The organism is Pectobacterium sp. HCp5_1 (genome assembly GCF_032905925.1).
In the GTDB taxonomy this organism is placed as follows: domain Bacteria; phylum Pseudomonadota; class Gammaproteobacteria; order Enterobacterales; family Enterobacteriaceae; genus Pectobacterium; species Pectobacterium brasiliense_A.
Map to the genome: position 1 here is coordinate 1 of NZ_JAUMIO010000033.1, position 15,997 is coordinate 15,997.

The window sequence follows — 15,997 nt, forward strand, 5'->3', positions numbered from 1 at the left end:
TGCGGGAGAATGTGAAGCAATTTATCCTGCCAGAAAAGAGAAGACGGCCCAAAGAAAGGACCGTTCGGATCTCAAAAACCCAGTATCCCGTTCACTCAAAACATCTTAAGTGAACGGTGTTAGGCACAGGCCGGGTTTTTCTCATTCAGGGGTAAATTACTTCGCTTTACCCTGATTCGCTACTGCGGCAGCTTTTGCAGCGATTTCGTCTGCGTTGCCCAGGTAGTAACGTTTGATTGGCTTGAAGTTCTCGTCGAACTCATAAACCAATGGCACGCCAGTTGGGATATTCAGTTCCAGAATTTCGTCTTCGCCCAGGTTGTCCAGATATTTCACCAGCGCACGCAGTGAGTTACCGTGAGCCGCAACGATCACACGCTCACCGCTTTTGACGCGTGGCAGGATAGTTTCGTTCCAGTAAGGCACAACACGGTCGATGGTCAGCGCCAGGCTTTCAGTCAGTGGCAGCTCTTTGTCGCTCAGAGAAGCGTAACGCGGATCGTGGCCCGGGAAACGTTCGTCATCACGCGTTAACTCTGGAGGCGTAATTGCAAAACCACGACGCCATTGTTTAACCTGCTCGTCACCGTATTTCTCAGCGGTTTCGGCTTTGTTCAGGCCCTGCAACGCGCCGTAGTGACGCTCATTCAGTTTCCAGCATTTCTCAACTGGCAACCAGGCTTGATCCAGCTCGTCCAGTATATTCCACAGTGTGTGAATGGCACGTTTCAGCACGGAGGTATAAGCGAAATCAAAGGCAAAACCTTCGTCTTTCAGCAGCTGACCTGCGGCTTTGGCTTCTGAACGGCCTTTGTCGGATAGATCGACATCGTACCAGCCTGTGAAGCGGTTTTCGTTGTTCCACTGGCTCTCACCGTGTCTTACCAGTACCAGCTTAGTTACAGCCATAGCTAAACTCCTTCCTATCCTAAGATTTCTGTGATAACTGATTTCATTATAGGGGGGGAGAACCGTTATCGGCAATCGATAGTCGATGGCAAGCGTGATTTATCCGCAGGTTATTTGCGTAAAATCACGCTCTGGCTTTACCGTTTCAGCAAACCGGAATCCCCCTTGTGCAATAACAGATAGACCGCAGGGATCACCAGCATCGACAGCAGAGGAGCGCTCACCATCCCGCCGATCATCGGCGCGGCAATCCGCTGCATGATTTCGGATCCGCTACCGCCGCCCCACATGATGGGAAGCAGCCCTGCCATAATCGTTGCGACGGTCATCATTTTTGGCCGTACGCGCAGAACCGCCCCTTCGTGGATGGCATCCATCAACTGCTGGCGTGACAGCGTCTGACCTGCCACGCGGTGTTTCTCTACCGCATGATTGAGGTACAGCAGCATGATGACGCCGAATTCCGCCGACACGCCCGCCAGTGCAATAAAGCCCACGGCACCAGCTACAGAAAGATTATAGCCAAGGATATAGAGCAGCCAGACGCCGCCAATCAGCGCGAAAGGTAAGGTTGCCATGATCAGCAATGCATCTTTGATGCGGTTGAAGGTGACATACAGCAGCACAAAAATGATCAGCAGCGTAAAGGGTACGACGACTTTCATTTTCTCCGTAGCGCGTTCCAGATATTCAAACTGACCGGACCAGCTCAGTGAAACGCCTTCCGGCAGCGTGACCTGCTGGGCAACGGCTTGTTGCATGTCTTCAACGGCGGATTTCAGATCGCGACCGCGCAGATCGACGTAAATCCAGTCCGACAGGCGACTGTTTTCACTTTTCAGCATTGGTGGCCCTTCACTGACGCGAATATCAGCCAGCTCTGCCAGCGTCACTCTGCTGCCATTTGCCGTCACGATGGGCAGATCGCGCAATTTTTGCAGCGAATCGCGTAATTCACGCGGGTAGCGGATATTGATGGGATAACGCTGGCGACCTTCAATCGTTTCGCCGATATTTTGCCCGCCGATGAGTGTAGAAACCACCGACTGAAGTTCCTCGACGGACACACCGTAGCGCGCAGCGCGTTGCCGGTCGATATCAATATCGATATAGCGCCCGCCCGCCAGCCGTTCCGCCAGTGCAGATGTTACACCCGGAACCTGCTTCACCACCTGCTCGATTTGCGCGGCGGTACGTTCGATATCGGCCAGATTATTGCCGTTAACCTTGATGCCCACCGGGCTTTTGATGCCGGTGGCCAGCATGTCCAGCCGGTTGCGAATCGGTGGCACCCACACGTTGGCAATACCCGGCAGGCTGACGGTGCGATCCAACTCGGCCACCAGCTTGTCCATGGTCATGCCTTCGCGCCACTGGTCGCGCGGTTTCAACCTAATTGTGCTTTCCAGCATGGTGAGCGGGGCGGGGTCAGTCGCCGTTTCGGCACGGCCTGCTTTACCAAAGACCGATTCGACTTCGGGCACGGTTTTAATCAGCCGGTCCGTTTGTTGCAGTAGACGACCCGCCTCACGCGCGGAGATACCGGGCAGGGTGGAAGGCATATACAGCAGATCGCCTTCATCCAGCGGCGGCATGAATTCACTTCCCAGACGGCTGAGTGGAAAGAGCGTCAACAGCAACAGCAAGCCGGAGACCAGCAGCGTGGTCTTTGGATAGCTCAGCACCTTTTGCAGCACCGGGTGATAGGCGGCAATCAGCCAGCGGTTAATCGGGTTCGCCTGTTCGTCCGGTATCTTGCCGCGAACAAAATATCCCATTAATACCGGCACCAGCGTAATGCCTAATCCGGCGGCGACGGCCATGGCATAGGTTTTGGTAAAGGCCAGCGGTGAAAACATGCGGCCTTCCTGCGCTTCCAGTGAGAACACGGGGACAAACGACAGCGTAATGATCAGCAGGCTGCAAAATAGCGCGGGCCCTACCTCTACCGCGGCCCGTTCCGCTAACTGCCACCACTCGTTATGCTGCGGTTGTTTCCCTGGATTCTCATGTCGCCACTGCTCAATGACTTTATGCATGTTTTCTATCATCACAATCGCGGCATCCACCATCGCGCCGATAGCAATCGCAATACCGCCCAGCGACATGATATTGGCGTTCACACCCTGATAGCGCATGATGATAAACGCCCCCAGAATCCCCAGCGGCAGGCTGATGATCGCCACCAGCGCCGAGCGGAAGTGAAACAGAAACAGGGCGCAGATAATCGCCACGACGACAAACTCTTCCAGCAGCTTGAAGCTGAGCGTATCGATAGCGTGTTCAATCAACTGCGAACGATCGTAGGTTGGGACGATTTCTACCCCCGCGGGCAGGCTTTTCTGTATTTCCTGTAACCGCGCTTTGACGGCATGCAGCGTATTCAGCGCATTCTTGCCATAGCGCAGGACGATGATGCCGCCCGCCACTTCACCTTCGCCATTCAATTCGGCGATGCCGCGCCGCATCTCCGGCCCTTCTCTGAGCGTAGCCACATCCTGCAACAGCACGGGAATACCGTTGCGGGTGGTAATCACCACGTGGTTAAAATCCTGCATACTTTTCAGGTAACCCGTGGTGCGCACCATGTACTCTGCTTCGCCCAACTCCAGCACGGAACCGCCGTTTTCCTGATTGGCGGCCTGTACGGCACTGACGATCTGCTGGTGGGTGATGCCCTGTGTCCGCATGCGCTCCGGGTCGACGACGATCTGATACTGTTTGACCATGCCGCCCACGCTGGCGACTTCCGCCACATCAGGCACCGTTTTCAACTCATATTTCAGCAGCCAGTCCTGAAAGCCGCGCAGGTCGGCCAGACTGTATTTGCCGCTGCGATCGACCAGCGCATATTCGTAAATCCAGCCAACACCAGTGGCATCCGGGCCGAGTGACGTCTTGGCGTCGGCTGGCAGGCTGGATTGCATCTGGCTGAGATATTCCAGCACGCGAGAACGCGCCCAGTAAGGATCTGTGCCATCTTCAAACAGCACATAAACGTAGGCATCGCCGAACATGGAGAAGCCCCGTACCGTCTTGGCCCCCGGAACGGAAAGCATGGTGGTCGTCAGCGGGTAGGTCACCTGATTTTCCACCACCTGTGGTGCTTTTCCCGGATAGCTGACGCGAATGATGACCTGTACGTCCGATAAATCGGGCAAAGCATCCAGCGGCGTTTTTTGTAGCGACAGCAGGCCCCACGCGGCCATGAACAGCGCTGCCAGTAAAACCAAAAGACGGTTTTTGAGCGACCAGCGAATGATGTAGGCAATCATGGATGGCCTCCGTGACTGGCATGCGGATCGTCAGTGGTAGAAAAATTCAGGACGTGAATCCCGCTGTCGTCTATGTTGAACTGGAAACGCACGGTACTGCCTATTCCCATTCCCTGCGGCAACCCTGAGGGTGGCAGCGTGAAATCCATCGTCATCGGTGACCAATTGAGTGCCGGAACCGCTTCATGTTCGATTGTGACCTGATTGCCGTTTATCGCCCTGATGACTCCCTGAGTATGATAGCCAACGGGCGCAGCCGACGTTTCTGGGGCTGCTGGCTTTTCCGCATCAAACTGCGGTAGGGCGCTGCGCAGGCTGGCTTCGGAATCAATCAGGAACTGACCGGAAGTGACCACGTTGTCACCTGCCTTCAGTCCATTGAGGATTTCGACCCAGTCGCCCAGCGACGCGCCCACCGTGACGTTACGTGGGGTAAAATGACCAGTGCCATCACTCAGTAAGACCCGGTTTTGGCTACCGCTGACCAATAGCGCTTCCTGCGGGATCGCCAGACGCGGCTGTGCCTGAGCGTGAGAAAACTGCACGGTCAGGTACATACCGGGTTTAAGCTGCTGTTGCGGGTTATCCAGTACCACGCGCGCTTTTAGCGTGCGTGTGGTGCTATCTAATACGGGCAGCAGTTCGCTGATCTTGCCATGGAACGTTTTACCCTGCCAGGCGCTGCTGGTCGCGCTGATGTCGCTGCCGAGAGTGAGCTGCGCGGCTTGCGACTCGGGGTAATCGACATCCACCCACACCGGATTCAGGCTGGCAAGTTCAAATAACGGCTGGGCAGGGCTTAACTGCATGCCTTGCCGCACCTCTAGCTTATTCACGTAGCCGTCTTCCGGCGCGGTAATCGCGATCCTGTCCTGCGGCTTACCGCTACGCTCGACCTGCCGAATAATTGCTTCTGGCATGAAGATCAGTGCCAGCCGCTGGCGAGCCGATTGAGTCAGAATGTCGTCGCCCAACTGCCGTACCGCCAGATATTCGCGCTGCGCCGCTGCCCAGGTCGGGTTCCACAATGTCGCCAGCGTTTCGCCTTTCTTCACCTGCTGTTGTAGCGCACTGACCGTGAGTTTCTCGACAATGCCGCCGCTGGGTGCCACCAGCGTGTGTAATCCACGTTCGTTGAGTGTGACGGTGCCGTAACCTGTGCTACTACTGGAAAGTTCGCGCATTTCCGCGCGCGCTGTGCGAACACCGAGGTTTTGCTGCTGGCGGGCGCTGACCGTAATACCGCCATCACTCTGCGCTTCATCGGCGTAGCGGGGCACCAGTTCCATATCCATAAAGGGGGATTTCCCCGGTTTGTCGAAGCGTTTATCCGGCACCATCGGATCGTACCAATAGAGGACGGTACGTGCTGACGCTGCAGCGGAAGAAGACTGTGGCGTTGGCTGTTTACCCACCAGATAACCCACGCCACCCGCGCTGAGGATAGCCAGCGTCATGAGGCTAAACCTCAGTGATTTGTTCGTGATTGTTTTGCTCATCGCGTAGGGCTTCCTTGTGGCGTCAGATAGCGGATAGCGGCCCAATATTGGGCCATCTCCCGTGCGGTATCCTGAACGGCGATCCGGCTTTCGAGCAGCGCCCGGCGGGCATCCAATACGGCAGAAAGGTTGCTGCTGCCGGATTGATACTGAGCCTGAATCAGTTTGATGCGCTGCTGTTGCAGCGGAAGAACATCGTTGCTCTGCCGCAGCCAGCGTGACTGTGCCGCTTGATATTGGGCTATCAACGTATCGAGCTGTGCCTGATGCTCTCGTTCAGTGAGCAAGACTCTGTCGCGTGCTTCCATGCTGCGTGATAGGTCTGCGGCGTAGTCCTTATCCTGACGCTTGGATGTGAACAGCGGCAGATCGACCGTTACCATCATGCCCGCCATGTCGTCGTAATCATCTCCACGCTTTGCGTAATAGACTTCAACATCGACATTGGGGATGGCGGCAACGGCTGACTGTGCAGATCGAGCCTGAGCCAGTTCGGCTTCACGCTGCGCCTGTTGCATTTCTGGATGCTGATGAATGGCGTTACCCAGCACTTCGGGTGAGGCAGGTAGCCGTTCAAAGCGAGGCAGTTCGCCGTGCACGTTGATATCCGTCACGCCGGTAAGCTGCACCAGTCGGGCGTGTGCGATGCGGGTATCACGCTCGGCATCGGCCAGTCTGTCCTGCATGGCTGCCAGCGTCAGGCGGGCAGCCAGAACACTACTGGCCTCACTGCCTGCTGCCACACTCGCTTTTTGCGAGGCGATCTGCCGCTGGCTTTCGTTGACCAACGCTGTGACGTCGATCAACGCCTTTTGGGAGAGCGCCAGATCCAGCCATGCCTGTGCCGTTTCCCGTTGCAGGCGAGCACGAATACTTTCGCTATTACTTTGCAGTGCTTCGGCTTCGACCCGAATAGCCTGCGCTTTGCTATCTCGCTTACGGCTGCTGACATAAGTTTGCATGACGCCGATACGCTGCATCGTCATGCCTTCACGCGTGAGCCGGCTACCGTTGTTACCACCCAATGGCAAATTTTCGACGCCAAATTTCAACTTTGGATCGGGAAGCTGTGTAGCGGAGTCGGCCATGTTCTGTAACGCATTAATCTGGTGTTGATTGGCCGACAGATCGGCGGAGTAACGCTCCGCCGCCTGTAAAGCCTGTTCAAGACTCAGATCTGCCGCAAAGACGGCGGCAGGCAGCCACAGCAACATCGCCAGACACGCGCGCGCAGCAGCGTGTTTGGATAAGTTCATGGTGTGCTCCGGTTAAGGCTGCTGTGGCGTAATCGCGGTCAGGGTGTAGCCGCTATCGTTCTGGATAAAGCTGAACGTAACGGGTGTGTTGACGGGCAACGGCGTGATTCCTCCGCGGGATGGCAGCGCGAAGGCCATCGTCATGGCAGGCCATTTGAGCTCGGCAATCGGCGCGTGAGAGAGCGTGACGCTATTGGTGTCCCACTGCTTAACAATCCCAGTAGTTTGATAAGCGGCTGTTGTGGCCGCAGGGGGAGTGGTCGTCATCATCGCGTGATGCTGGTGGTCGTTTGCCCACACGGGGAAGACGAAGGAAGAAACAGAAAAAATCAGGCTGCTGATCAAAGCCATATAAGTGATACGCATAAAAATAATCCCAATAAAAATAATTGATAAACAAGATGTTGCGCTCGCTGGCGCAGGAGTTATCAATCGCTTGGGTTATTCTCTGAATCGGCAGAAACGGATTTCAGCCGGGGGGCCGACCGCAGGAGGCGAGAGCCAGACATCGGATGCCGGACTAAGGGTAACAGGATTATCCGCTAAGACTAGCTCACCGCTGGCCGGCAGCGCTAATAATGCCAGCGAGCCATTATCCTGCTTCACACTATCCGGCACGCAGTGTTTTTCGCACAGCGGCGTTTGCTGATCGGCAACGTAAGACGCTTTAGCCGTATGCTGAGCATGAGATGATAACGGCTGAACGTCAGCCTGTTGCAGATGTGCCTGATGCTGGAGTGCGGGGGATGTCTGGCTGATCGTCATATCGCATTGATGGCCTGCGATAGCCAGTTGTGCATTCAGGAAAAACCAGCACAGCGCCAATAGCCATCCCCACCTGCCTTTATGGCGCAGATGGTGAATGAATAATGGAGACCGTGATGATGCGGACATGGCATTTCCTTTTTGGACGTTTTGGCAGTGTATGCGTCTGAGCGGGAAGGGGGCAAGCGGGGAATAGCATAGTTTTGTAAATTGGCAGAAAGTTATCTGCCAATGTTATCAATGGGTTAATTATGTTTTGCTGTTCGGTTACTGTACGAGAAACTGGTACGTGGTATCTGAGCGATAGACTTTCCCCGGTTTCAGCCAGCAGTCGGGCTGCGGCCAGTCGGGGTGATTCGGGCTGTCCGGCAGGAATTCACTTTCCAGTGCGACACCGGCATAGTTTTCATATTGACCGCCGTCTCGCGAGGGCGTTCCGGCCAGAAAGTTGCCGCTGTAGAGCTGTAAGGCGGGAGCGCTGGTGAAAACGCTCATCAGTACGCGGCCATCGGATGACCATAAATTGGCAGCCGGACTTTCGCTGGAACCGCAGGTGCGATGCAATAAATAAGCGTGATCGTAGCCGCCGACGGCCATTTGATCGCTGTCGCGCAGGAAATCTTCTTCCAGCGTTTTTGGCTGGCGGAAATCCATGCCGGTAGCGTTTACCGGTGTCAGATCGGCGTTAGGAATGCCCGAACTATTAACCGGTAAATAATAGTCGGCAAACAGTTGCAGTTGGTGCTTACGGACGTCAGTCAGATCGCCATCAAGGTTGAAATACGCGTGGTTGGTCAGGCAAACGGGGCAGGCTTTCTCTACGGTCGCCTGATACGAGATTTCCAGCGAATTATGTTCGGTCAGCGCGTAGGTCACCTGTACGTTGAGATGCCCTGGATAGCCTTGATCGCCATCCGGCGAGTGCAGTTGATAAGTCACCTGCGCGGCATCCTGACTGGCAATTCGCCAGCGGCGAGCATGAAAGCCTTCTGGGCCACCGTGCAACTGGTGCTCGTTCTGGTTTGGAACCAGATGGAACGTTTCGGTTTCTCGACTGAAGGTGGCTTTGGCTATGCGGTTGGCATAGCGGCCAATCGATGCACCGAGATAAGCGCTTTGTCGCGGATATTGCTCGGGCGATGCACAGCCCAATAAGACTTCTCGCACCTCACCCTCTGGTAGAGGCAGCTCACAGGAAAGCCAGGTTGCACCCCAGTCCATCAGGCGCACGCGCATGCCTGCCTGATTCTGCAAGGTCGTTAATTGAAACGGCTGACCATCGGGTGCCAGCGTGCTAAGACTTTCATTCAACATGACTTGCTCCTGTAGAGGCCTGAGAAGATAGAGAAGGTTGGCCGATGGTTGCAAATAGGGGAAGGTTGCAGAAATCCGCTCTGCCGCGCTTCCCTTATCTGTCACTCAGCGTGAAAAAACGCCGTCATTCTTCGTCGTACCCGTTGGGGTGGTTGGACTGCCAGCGCCAGGTGTCCTGCGCCATTTCTTGCAGTGAGCGTGTGACTCGCCAGTTAAGGTCTTTCGCTGCACGCTCGGCATCTGCCCAATAAGCAGGCAGATCGCCCTGACGACGTGGGGCAAAATGGTAAGCCAGCGGCTTGCCACAGGCCTGACTGAAGGCTTCGACGACCTGCAATACACTGTAGCCTACGCCTGCGCCCAGATTATAAATATGCACGCCAGCACGATTTTGCAGGGTGTTCATGGCGGCGATATGACCCTCAGCCAGATCGATGACGTGGATATAATCTCGCACGCCAGTGCCGTCAGCGGTAGGGTAGTCATTACCGAAAATCGCCAGCGAGTCGCGACGTCCGACAGCAACCTGAGCGATGTAAGGCATCAGGTTATTGGGCACACCTTGTGGGTCTTCACCCATTTCACCCGATGGATGGGCACCAACCGGGTTGAAATACCGCAACAGCGTAATACTCCATTCCGGTTCTGCATGCTGTAAGTCTTGCAGGATTTGCTCGACCATCAGCTTGCTACGGCCATAAGGGCTGGCAGGGTGCCCTGTGGGGAAACTTTCCTGATAGGGCGTGCGTGGTTGATCGCCATAGACGGTGGCGGAGGAGCTAAAAATCAGATTTTTCACGCCGGCTTTCTTCATCGCCTCTACCAGCACGAGCGTACCGTAGACGTTATTATCATAGTAGCTCAACGGTTCACGTACTGATTCGCCCACGGCTTTTAAGCCGGCAAAGTGGATGACAGAATCAATGGAATGCTTAGCGAAAATATCGTCCAACAGCGCGCTGTCGCGGATATCGCCCTGATAAAAAACGGGTGTCTTATCGGTTAAGCGTGTAATGGTTTTAACGACGCTAGCCTTGCTGTTGCACAAGTTATCGAGAATGATGGGAGTGTGCCCGGCAGCCAGCAATTGTACGCAAGTATGACTTCCTATGTAACCGCTACCACCTGTAACAAGAACGTTCATAATGACCTCTATTATCGCAATGCAGCAAAATAACATGGTTAGGGGCAGAAAAAGGTGATCTACAGCGAGAATCTGCCTCTGTTATCGATGGTTTCTTTACGAGTAAACTGAGTGAAGCATAGGCTACAGTGTAAATGAGCCTGGCTTTCTACCCTACATTTTATTTTGTGGTAGCGTTATCATCCCTGTTTTTAGGCGTTATTTACATAACTCGTCAATCTGGTAGCGGTAGATGTCGTTGTGCGGGACGAAAGTGAGCCGATGCGTGATGCACTCGGGCGCGTCTTCCGCATGGTGAGAGACAAAGAGTAGCTGCGTTTCGCCCTCGCCAATCAGAATATCCAGCCAGCGGCGTACCAGTTGGCGATTGAGCGGATCAAGCCCCTGTAGCGGTTCATCAAGAATGAGCAGGGCGGGGTGTTTGACTAACGCGCGGGCAATTAGCGTCAGACGCTGCTGACCCCAGGAGAGCGACTGAAACGGGGTATCGGCAATAGCGCCATTGAGCCCAAGCAGAGTGAGCCACTGTTCGGTCAGGTGGCGCTGACGGTCGGAAACGGCCTGATAAATACCGATAGAGTCAAAAAAGCCTGACAGGATAACGTTGCGCACGCTGGTGCTGACGCGGTAATCCAGATGGAAGCTGCTGCTGACGTAACCGATATGGCGCTTGATGTCCCAGATGGTTTCACCACTGCCGCGTTTACGGCCAAACAGCGTGAGGTCGTTACTGTAGCCTTGCGGATGATCGCCTGTAATCAGGCTGAGCAGCGTCGATTTCCCCGCGCCATTGGGCCCGACAATCTGCCAATGCTGACCGGGCAACACTTCCCATGTTAGCTCGTGCAGAATAGGGCGGTCGTTGTACTGCACCACGCCGTTACGCAGCCGAATGCGTGCCTCGTCAGCGGGAAGCGTCATATACCGCTGCGAATCTTCCGGTTCTGGCAGCGAACTTCCCGACAGTTTTTCGCTAAACGCGAGCTGGGCCACCAGCGCTTCAGAGAGGATCGTTTCACGCTCGCCGACGCGGGTCAGCGTACAGTCTGCCAGCACACCGACATGGTTGATAAAATCAGGGATGTCGTCAAAGCGATTCAGAATAAGCACCAGCGTATAACCGGTGCCTGCCAGTTTTCTCAGTTCATCGGCAAGCTGCTGACGGGAGGCAACGTCCAACCCATCGAAAGGCTCGTCGAGAATCAGCAGATCGGGTTGAGGCATCAGCGCCTGACACAGCATCGCCTTACGGGTTTCCCCCGTAGAGAGGTACTTGAAGCGGCGCTCCAGCAAATTCGCAATACCAAACTGGTGTGCCAGCTGTTGGCAACGCCCGGGATCGTTGAGGCTATCCTGAATCACTTCTGCCGTGGTGCGGCCAGTATCGTCTTCACCTTCACTGAGCAGATCGGTGTTATTGCGCTGCCACTCGTCAGAAACCAGTTTTTGTAATTGTTCAAACGACAGTCGGACGGGGCGTTGAAATCCCGTTGTTCGTTCGCCACGCAATATTGGCAGTTCGCCGGATAGCGTCCGCGCCAGTGCAGATTTACCACTTCCGTTGGCCCCAACAAAGGCCCAGCACTGGTTTTGTTCGAGCGTCAGTTCGTCCAGACGCAGCATGCGGGTGTCGCTGAGACGAAACAGCCCCTGAGTGATTTTTAACAATGACATTTTCTATCCTTCGTCAGACGGCGATAGCGCTAAAGCGACATTAACAAAGTGTGGCGATAATAACCCGGTCCGCATTGAAGCAGGCTTTCACATCCGCGCCCTGTTGCAGCTTTTGCTGCTCAAGCAAGACATTCGGCACCATGGCACACAGGGTTTCCCCCCCGGTCAGCGTAATCAGAATTTCGCTGTTTTCCACACCGTGCTGAATGGACTGAATTTGCCCTGATAAGACGTTATCAACATCAGGTGCGGTGGATGTTGCAGCGTACACATCGATCCACGGTGCTTTAATCAGTGCCAACACCTCTTTCCCTTTCTGTAATTGCAGGCGCTCGGCGCTTTGTTGCGTAATCAGGGCGCTGATCGTTGTTTTACCATCGGCGAGTAAAAGATCCAGATGTTGTTGCACTTGTTCTTTACCGCGTGCGAGCACGGTTCCAAAAAACTGGTTACGTGCGCTGGTTTGCAGTGAGAAACGCGCGATGGCTGCCAGCAGGCTATCTAACGGCAGACCGTCTTCCTGCAAGACATCAAAGGCTTTTTGCTGAATCTGTGCGAGCAAATCGTACAACTGGAGAAGACGTTCGCCGTAGCGGGTAACCTGGGCCCCGCCACCGCCTTTGCCACCGGTCATACGTTCGACGATGGTCTGCTCGGCCAACTGGTTCATCTCATTGATGGCATCCCATGCGCTTTTATAGCTAATCCCCGCCAGCTTGGCGCCCTGGCTGATTGAACCGGTATGACGAATTTGCTTGAGCAATTCAATGCGCCGCGGATCGGCGAATAAACGCTGTTGGAGTTTCAGGGTGAGAAGAATTTCAGCCTGCATAGTGAGGGCACCGTTGGTGAGTTTAATTCTCTGTATTGTCGCTATTTTCTTCATCAGGGGCAAATCGCACAAATAGACGCACTATTTTCTATTACTGCGGTAGACTACGTGGCAATTACGACGATCTCGGCTTACAGTGAAATAGCGCATTTTACCCTAGATAATTCGGGTTGCGTGAAGGCGGCAATCGCGCGAATCCCCAGGAGCTTACACAAGTAAGTGACTGGGGTGAGTAAGGGCGCCAACGCACAAGCAGCTTGAAGTATGACGGGTATAGACGGGCTAAAGTAGCGGTAACCGTTGCAATAAGTGAGGTAAGCATGTTGGAGTTGTTGAAGAGCCTGCTGTTTGCAGTTGCCATGGTTCCTGTGATGATGGTGGTTATCATGGGGGCAATTTATTGCCTGGGCGAAGTGTTTAACGTGTTGTCCCGCATCGGTCATTCCGACGGCCAGCGCGCAAAGAATCAGCACTGATTCACGATCCTTTCCTATTTTGATGTCCGGCTTTTAGCCGGACATTTCTTTTCTACCTCCCCTATCTACCTCTTTAAAGCGCATGACACTGCTTCATAATTCGTTATATTATTATTTACACAACGATAATTGTCAGGAGACAAGAATGAAGCAGCAATGGTTAAAATGGTTTGCCGCACTGACCCTCAGTGCAGGAATGGCGCTGCCTGCGGCAGCAGAAGATAAAGTTACTGTATTCGCCGCCGCATCATTGACGAATGCGTTGCAGGAAATCGCCACGCAATATCAGAAAGAGAAAAATGTCGCTGTTGTGGCGTCTTACGCATCATCCTCAACGCTGGCGCGCCAGATTGAGCAAGGTGCGCCTGCCGATCTGTTCATCTCCGCTGACCAGCAGTGGATGGACTACGCGCAGGATAAAAACCTGATGGACACCGCTACGCGTCACACGCTACTGGGCAATGAGCTGGTGGTGATTGCGCCGAAGGCGAGTGCGCAGAAAGAGATTAAGATTGACGATAAAACCGACTGGAAAAGCCTGCTGAAAGGCGGACGTCTGGCCGTTGGCGATCCGGATCACGTGCCTGCTGGGATCTATGCCAAAGAAGCCTTACAGAATTTGAAAGCCTGGGATGAACTCTCCCCGCTGATGGCGCGCGCCAATAACGTACGTGCAGCTATGGCGCTGGTGGAGCGTGAAGAAGCCCCGTTGGGTATCGTTTATGGTTCTGACGCGGTTGCCAGCGACAAAGTTAAAGTCGTCGGTACATTCCCTGCGACGAGCCACAAGCCTGTCGAATACCCGATGGCAATAGTCAAAGAGCATAAAAACGCGGCGGTTACCGGTTTTTATGATTACCTGAAAACGCCAGAAGCGGCAGCGGTATTTAAACGTTACGGCTTCGCGCCGCGTTAATGATGCTGAGTGATTACGAATGGCAGGCGGTTGAGCTGAGCCTCAAAGTTTCCGTTGTGGCCGTGGCGTGCAGCTTGCCGTTTGGGATACTGATGGCGTGGATTTTAGTGCGCTGTCGGTTCCCCGGAAAATCACTGCTGGATAGCATTATCCATTTACCACTGGTGCTGCCGCCAGTGGTTATTGGTTATCTGCTGTTGGTGGCAATGGGAAGACGCGGCGTAATCGGTTCCTGGCTCTATGACTGGTTCGGCTTTAGCTTTAGTTTTAGCTGGCGCGGTGCCGCATTAGCGTCGGCGATTGTCGCATTTCCGCTAATGGTTCGGGCGATCAGGCTGTCGCTTGATGCCGTCGATACGCATCTGGAGCAGGCCGCTCGAACACTGGGTGCCTCGCCGTGGCGCGTGTTTTTCACCATCACATTACCTCTCTCTTTTCCTGGGATTGTCGTTGGAACCGTATTGGCCTTTGCCCGCTCGCTGGGCGAATTTGGCGCGACCATTACATTTGTTTCTAATATCCCCGGCGAAACCCGAACTATTCCACTGGCGATGTATACCCTGATTGAAACGCCCGGCGCGGAGGCTGATGCAGCAAGGCTGTGTATCATTGCCATCGTCTTGTCGCTGGCTGCGCTGTTAGCATCGGAATGGCTAACAAACTGGAGCCGCAAGCGGTTGGGGGGATAATGCTGCAACTCGATTTTCATCAACAACTGGGTAGTCTCGAACTTCGCGTTCAGTCTGAACTGCCTGCAAACGGCATTACCGCTATTTTCGGCGTATCCGGGGCAGGGAAAACCTCGCTGATCAACGCCGTTGTTGGCCTGACGCGCCCAGATGGCGGGCGGATTGTGCTCAATAATCATGTGCTGGTGGATACGCAGCAGCGTGTTTTTTTACCACCGGAAAAGCGGCGAATCGGCTATGTGTTTCAGGATGCTCGCCTGTTTCCGCACTACCGCGTGCGCGGTAATCTGCGCTACGGCATGGCGGAGACAATGGAATCGCAGTTCGATGACATCGTCAATTTACTGGGTATTGAGCCGCTGCTGAATCGCTATCCACGGACGCTGTCCGGTGGCGAAAAACAGCGTGTTGCGATTGGTCGGGCGTTGCTGACCGCACCGGAACTACTGCTTATGGATGAACCGCTGGCGTCGCTGGATTTACCCAGAAAGCGCGAGCTGTTGCCGTATCTGGAGCGTCTGGCGAAAGAAGTCAATATCCCGATCTTGTATGTCAGCCACAGTCTGGAAGAGATTGTCCGGTTAGCCGATCATGTCGTGGTGCTTGATAAAGGCAAGGTGAAAGCGCAGGGGCTGCTGGAAGAGGTATGGGCCAGCAGCGCGCTACGCCCGTGGTTACCGAAAGACGAACAGAGCAGTATTCTGAGTGCGCGCGTGTTGGCTCAGCATGAGCATTACGCAATGACAGCGCTGGCATTAGGCGACCAGCAGGTGTGGGTCGGAAAAGTCGAACTCCCGCAGGACGCCGCATTGCGCATTCGCGTGAATGCTGCCGATGTCTCTCTGGTGCTGGAGCCGCCGGAAAAAAGCAGTATCCGTAATGTGCTGCGTGCCAGCGTGGTGGAATGCATTGATGTCGACGAACAGGTTGAAGTGAAGCTTGCGATCGGCCAGCAGACGCTGTGGTCCCGTATTACTCCGTGGGCACGGGACGATCTCGTACTTCATCCTGGGCAAACGATCTACGCGCAGATTAAGAGCGTGTCGATCACGGCGTAAGCACAGGCCGAGCGATGGAACAGCCGTTCATATCGCTCGGTCTATCTCGTGAATCAGTCGATATTCTGTGACTAAGATAACAAAACGAGTATTGAGAGTGATTTTCAATTCGTTTTTTCTACCGCGTAAACAAGGTAGTCAGATAAATTATCCCCGCGTTGTTATTTTTTCATCACAAAAAGTAATCGAT

At 54.4% G+C, this 15,997-nt stretch carries 14 protein-coding genes; 4 read left to right on the plus strand and 10 right to left on the minus strand.

The features are described 5' to 3' along the window. Positions 1-156: 156 nt before the first annotated feature. From gpmA to modE, 10 genes are all read right to left on the minus strand, one after another. Complete coding sequence (gpmA, locus tag Q3A88_RS17915) at positions 157-909, minus strand: 2,3-diphosphoglycerate-dependent phosphoglycerate mutase (protein WP_010285317.1); 753 nt, start codon at positions 907-909, stop codon at positions 157-159. Between the two features lie 137 nt (positions 910-1,046). Further along, a complete protein-coding gene (locus Q3A88_RS17920) occupies positions 1,047-4,184 on the minus strand; it encodes an efflux RND transporter permease subunit (protein ID WP_317178383.1) in 3,138 nt (1,045 codons plus the stop codon). Beyond that, positions 4,181-5,683, minus strand: a complete 1,503-nt coding sequence (locus Q3A88_RS17925) for an efflux RND transporter periplasmic adaptor subunit (RefSeq protein WP_317178384.1) — start codon at positions 5,681-5,683, stop codon at positions 4,181-4,183. Before Q3A88_RS17925 ends, Q3A88_RS17920 begins: the two co-directional genes overlap by 4 nt. Continuing rightward, positions 5,680-6,939, minus strand: a complete 1,260-nt coding sequence (locus Q3A88_RS17930) for a TolC family protein (RefSeq protein WP_317178385.1) — start codon at positions 6,937-6,939, stop codon at positions 5,680-5,682. Before Q3A88_RS17930 ends, Q3A88_RS17925 begins: the two co-directional genes overlap by 4 nt. Positions 6,940-6,951: 12 nt before the next feature. Further along, a complete protein-coding gene (locus tag Q3A88_RS17935; RefSeq protein WP_039552902.1) occupies positions 6,952-7,305 on the minus strand; it encodes a copper-binding protein in 354 nt (117 codons plus the stop codon). 75 nt (positions 7,306-7,380) lie between these two features. After that, positions 7,381-7,833: a hypothetical protein gene (locus tag Q3A88_RS17940; protein ID WP_110162725.1), complete on the minus strand. Its 453-nt coding sequence runs from the start codon at positions 7,831-7,833 to the stop codon at positions 7,381-7,383. A 138-nt stretch (positions 7,834-7,971) separates the two neighbouring features. Next, positions 7,972-9,018 (minus strand): galactose-1-epimerase, encoded by a 1,047-nt coding sequence (gene galM, locus Q3A88_RS17945; RefSeq protein ID WP_110162724.1) that lies wholly within the window; start codon positions 9,016-9,018, stop codon positions 7,972-7,974. A gap of 124 nt (positions 9,019-9,142) precedes the next feature. Then, positions 9,143-10,162 carry a UDP-glucose 4-epimerase GalE gene (gene galE / locus Q3A88_RS17950; protein ID WP_317178386.1) on the minus strand — a complete coding sequence of 340 codons (1,020 nt, stop codon included), beginning with the start codon at positions 10,160-10,162 and terminating at the stop codon, positions 9,143-9,145. Positions 10,163-10,360: 198 nt separating this feature from the next. Further along, the gene (modF, locus tag Q3A88_RS17955) at positions 10,361-11,836 is read right to left on the minus strand and encodes a molybdate ABC transporter ATP-binding protein ModF (protein ID WP_317178387.1); all 1,476 of its coding nucleotides are present in this window, start codon (positions 11,834-11,836) and stop codon (positions 10,361-10,363) included. 40 nt (positions 11,837-11,876) lie between these two features. Then, on the minus strand, positions 11,877-12,668 hold the full coding sequence (gene modE / locus Q3A88_RS17960) for a molybdenum-dependent transcriptional regulator (protein ID WP_317178388.1): 792 nt from the start codon (positions 12,666-12,668) through the stop codon (positions 11,877-11,879). Between the two features lie 320 nt (positions 12,669-12,988). On the opposite strand from modE, the gene Q3A88_RS17965 reads away from it, so the two are divergent. From Q3A88_RS17965 to modC, 4 genes are all read left to right on the plus strand, one after another. Continuing rightward, on the plus strand, positions 12,989-13,144 hold the full coding sequence (locus Q3A88_RS17965; RefSeq protein ID WP_010285329.1) for an AcrZ family multidrug efflux pump-associated protein: 156 nt from the start codon (positions 12,989-12,991) through the stop codon (positions 13,142-13,144). Positions 13,145-13,289: 145 nt separating this feature from the next. Further along, a complete protein-coding gene (gene modA, locus Q3A88_RS17970) occupies positions 13,290-14,060 on the plus strand; it encodes a molybdate ABC transporter substrate-binding protein (RefSeq protein ID WP_014914696.1) in 771 nt (256 codons plus the stop codon). Further along, positions 14,060-14,749 (plus strand): molybdate ABC transporter permease subunit, encoded by a 690-nt coding sequence (gene modB, locus Q3A88_RS17975; protein WP_014914697.1) that lies wholly within the window; start codon positions 14,060-14,062, stop codon positions 14,747-14,749. Before modA ends, modB begins: the two co-directional genes overlap by 1 nt. Then, entirely contained in the window at positions 14,749-15,807 is a 1,059-nt protein-coding gene (gene modC / locus Q3A88_RS17980; protein ID WP_014914698.1) for a molybdenum ABC transporter ATP-binding protein ModC, read from the plus strand. The genes modB and modC overlap by 1 nt, the downstream gene beginning before the upstream one ends. Positions 15,808-15,997: the final 190 nt, after the last annotated feature.

Bases quoted from the DNA above. Each gene is read 5' to 3' on its own strand.
- gpmA (WP_010285317.1), bottom strand. From the start codon at position 909: ATGGCTGTAACTAAGCTGGTACTGGTAAGACACGGTGAGAGCCAGTGG.
- Q3A88_RS17920 (WP_317178383.1), bottom strand. From the start codon at position 4,184: ATGATTGCCTACATCATTCGCTGGTCGCTCAAAAACCGTCTTTTGGTT.
- Q3A88_RS17925 (WP_317178384.1), bottom strand. From the start codon at position 5,683: ATGAGCAAAACAATCACGAACAAATCACTGAGGTTTAGCCTCATGACG.
- Q3A88_RS17930 (WP_317178385.1), bottom strand. From the start codon at position 6,939: ATGAACTTATCCAAACACGCTGCTGCGCGCGCGTGTCTGGCGATGTTG.
- Q3A88_RS17935 (WP_039552902.1), bottom strand. From the start codon at position 7,305: ATGCGTATCACTTATATGGCTTTGATCAGCAGCCTGATTTTTTCTGTT.
- Q3A88_RS17940 (WP_110162725.1), bottom strand. From the start codon at position 7,833: ATGTCCGCATCATCACGGTCTCCATTATTCATTCACCATCTGCGCCAT.
- galM (WP_110162724.1), bottom strand. From the start codon at position 9,018: ATGTTGAATGAAAGTCTTAGCACGCTGGCACCCGATGGTCAGCCGTTT.
- galE (WP_317178386.1), bottom strand. From the start codon at position 10,162: ATGAACGTTCTTGTTACAGGTGGTAGCGGTTACATAGGAAGTCATACT.
- modF (WP_317178387.1), bottom strand. From the start codon at position 11,836: ATGTCATTGTTAAAAATCACTCAGGGGCTGTTTCGTCTCAGCGACACC.
- modE (WP_317178388.1), bottom strand. From the start codon at position 12,668: ATGCAGGCTGAAATTCTTCTCACCCTGAAACTCCAACAGCGTTTATTC.
- Q3A88_RS17965 (WP_010285329.1), top strand. From the start codon at position 12,989: ATGTTGGAGTTGTTGAAGAGCCTGCTGTTTGCAGTTGCCATGGTTCCT.
- modA (WP_014914696.1), top strand. From the start codon at position 13,290: ATGAAGCAGCAATGGTTAAAATGGTTTGCCGCACTGACCCTCAGTGCA.
- modB (WP_014914697.1), top strand. From the start codon at position 14,060: ATGATGCTGAGTGATTACGAATGGCAGGCGGTTGAGCTGAGCCTCAAA.
- modC (WP_014914698.1), top strand. From the start codon at position 14,749: ATGCTGCAACTCGATTTTCATCAACAACTGGGTAGTCTCGAACTTCGC.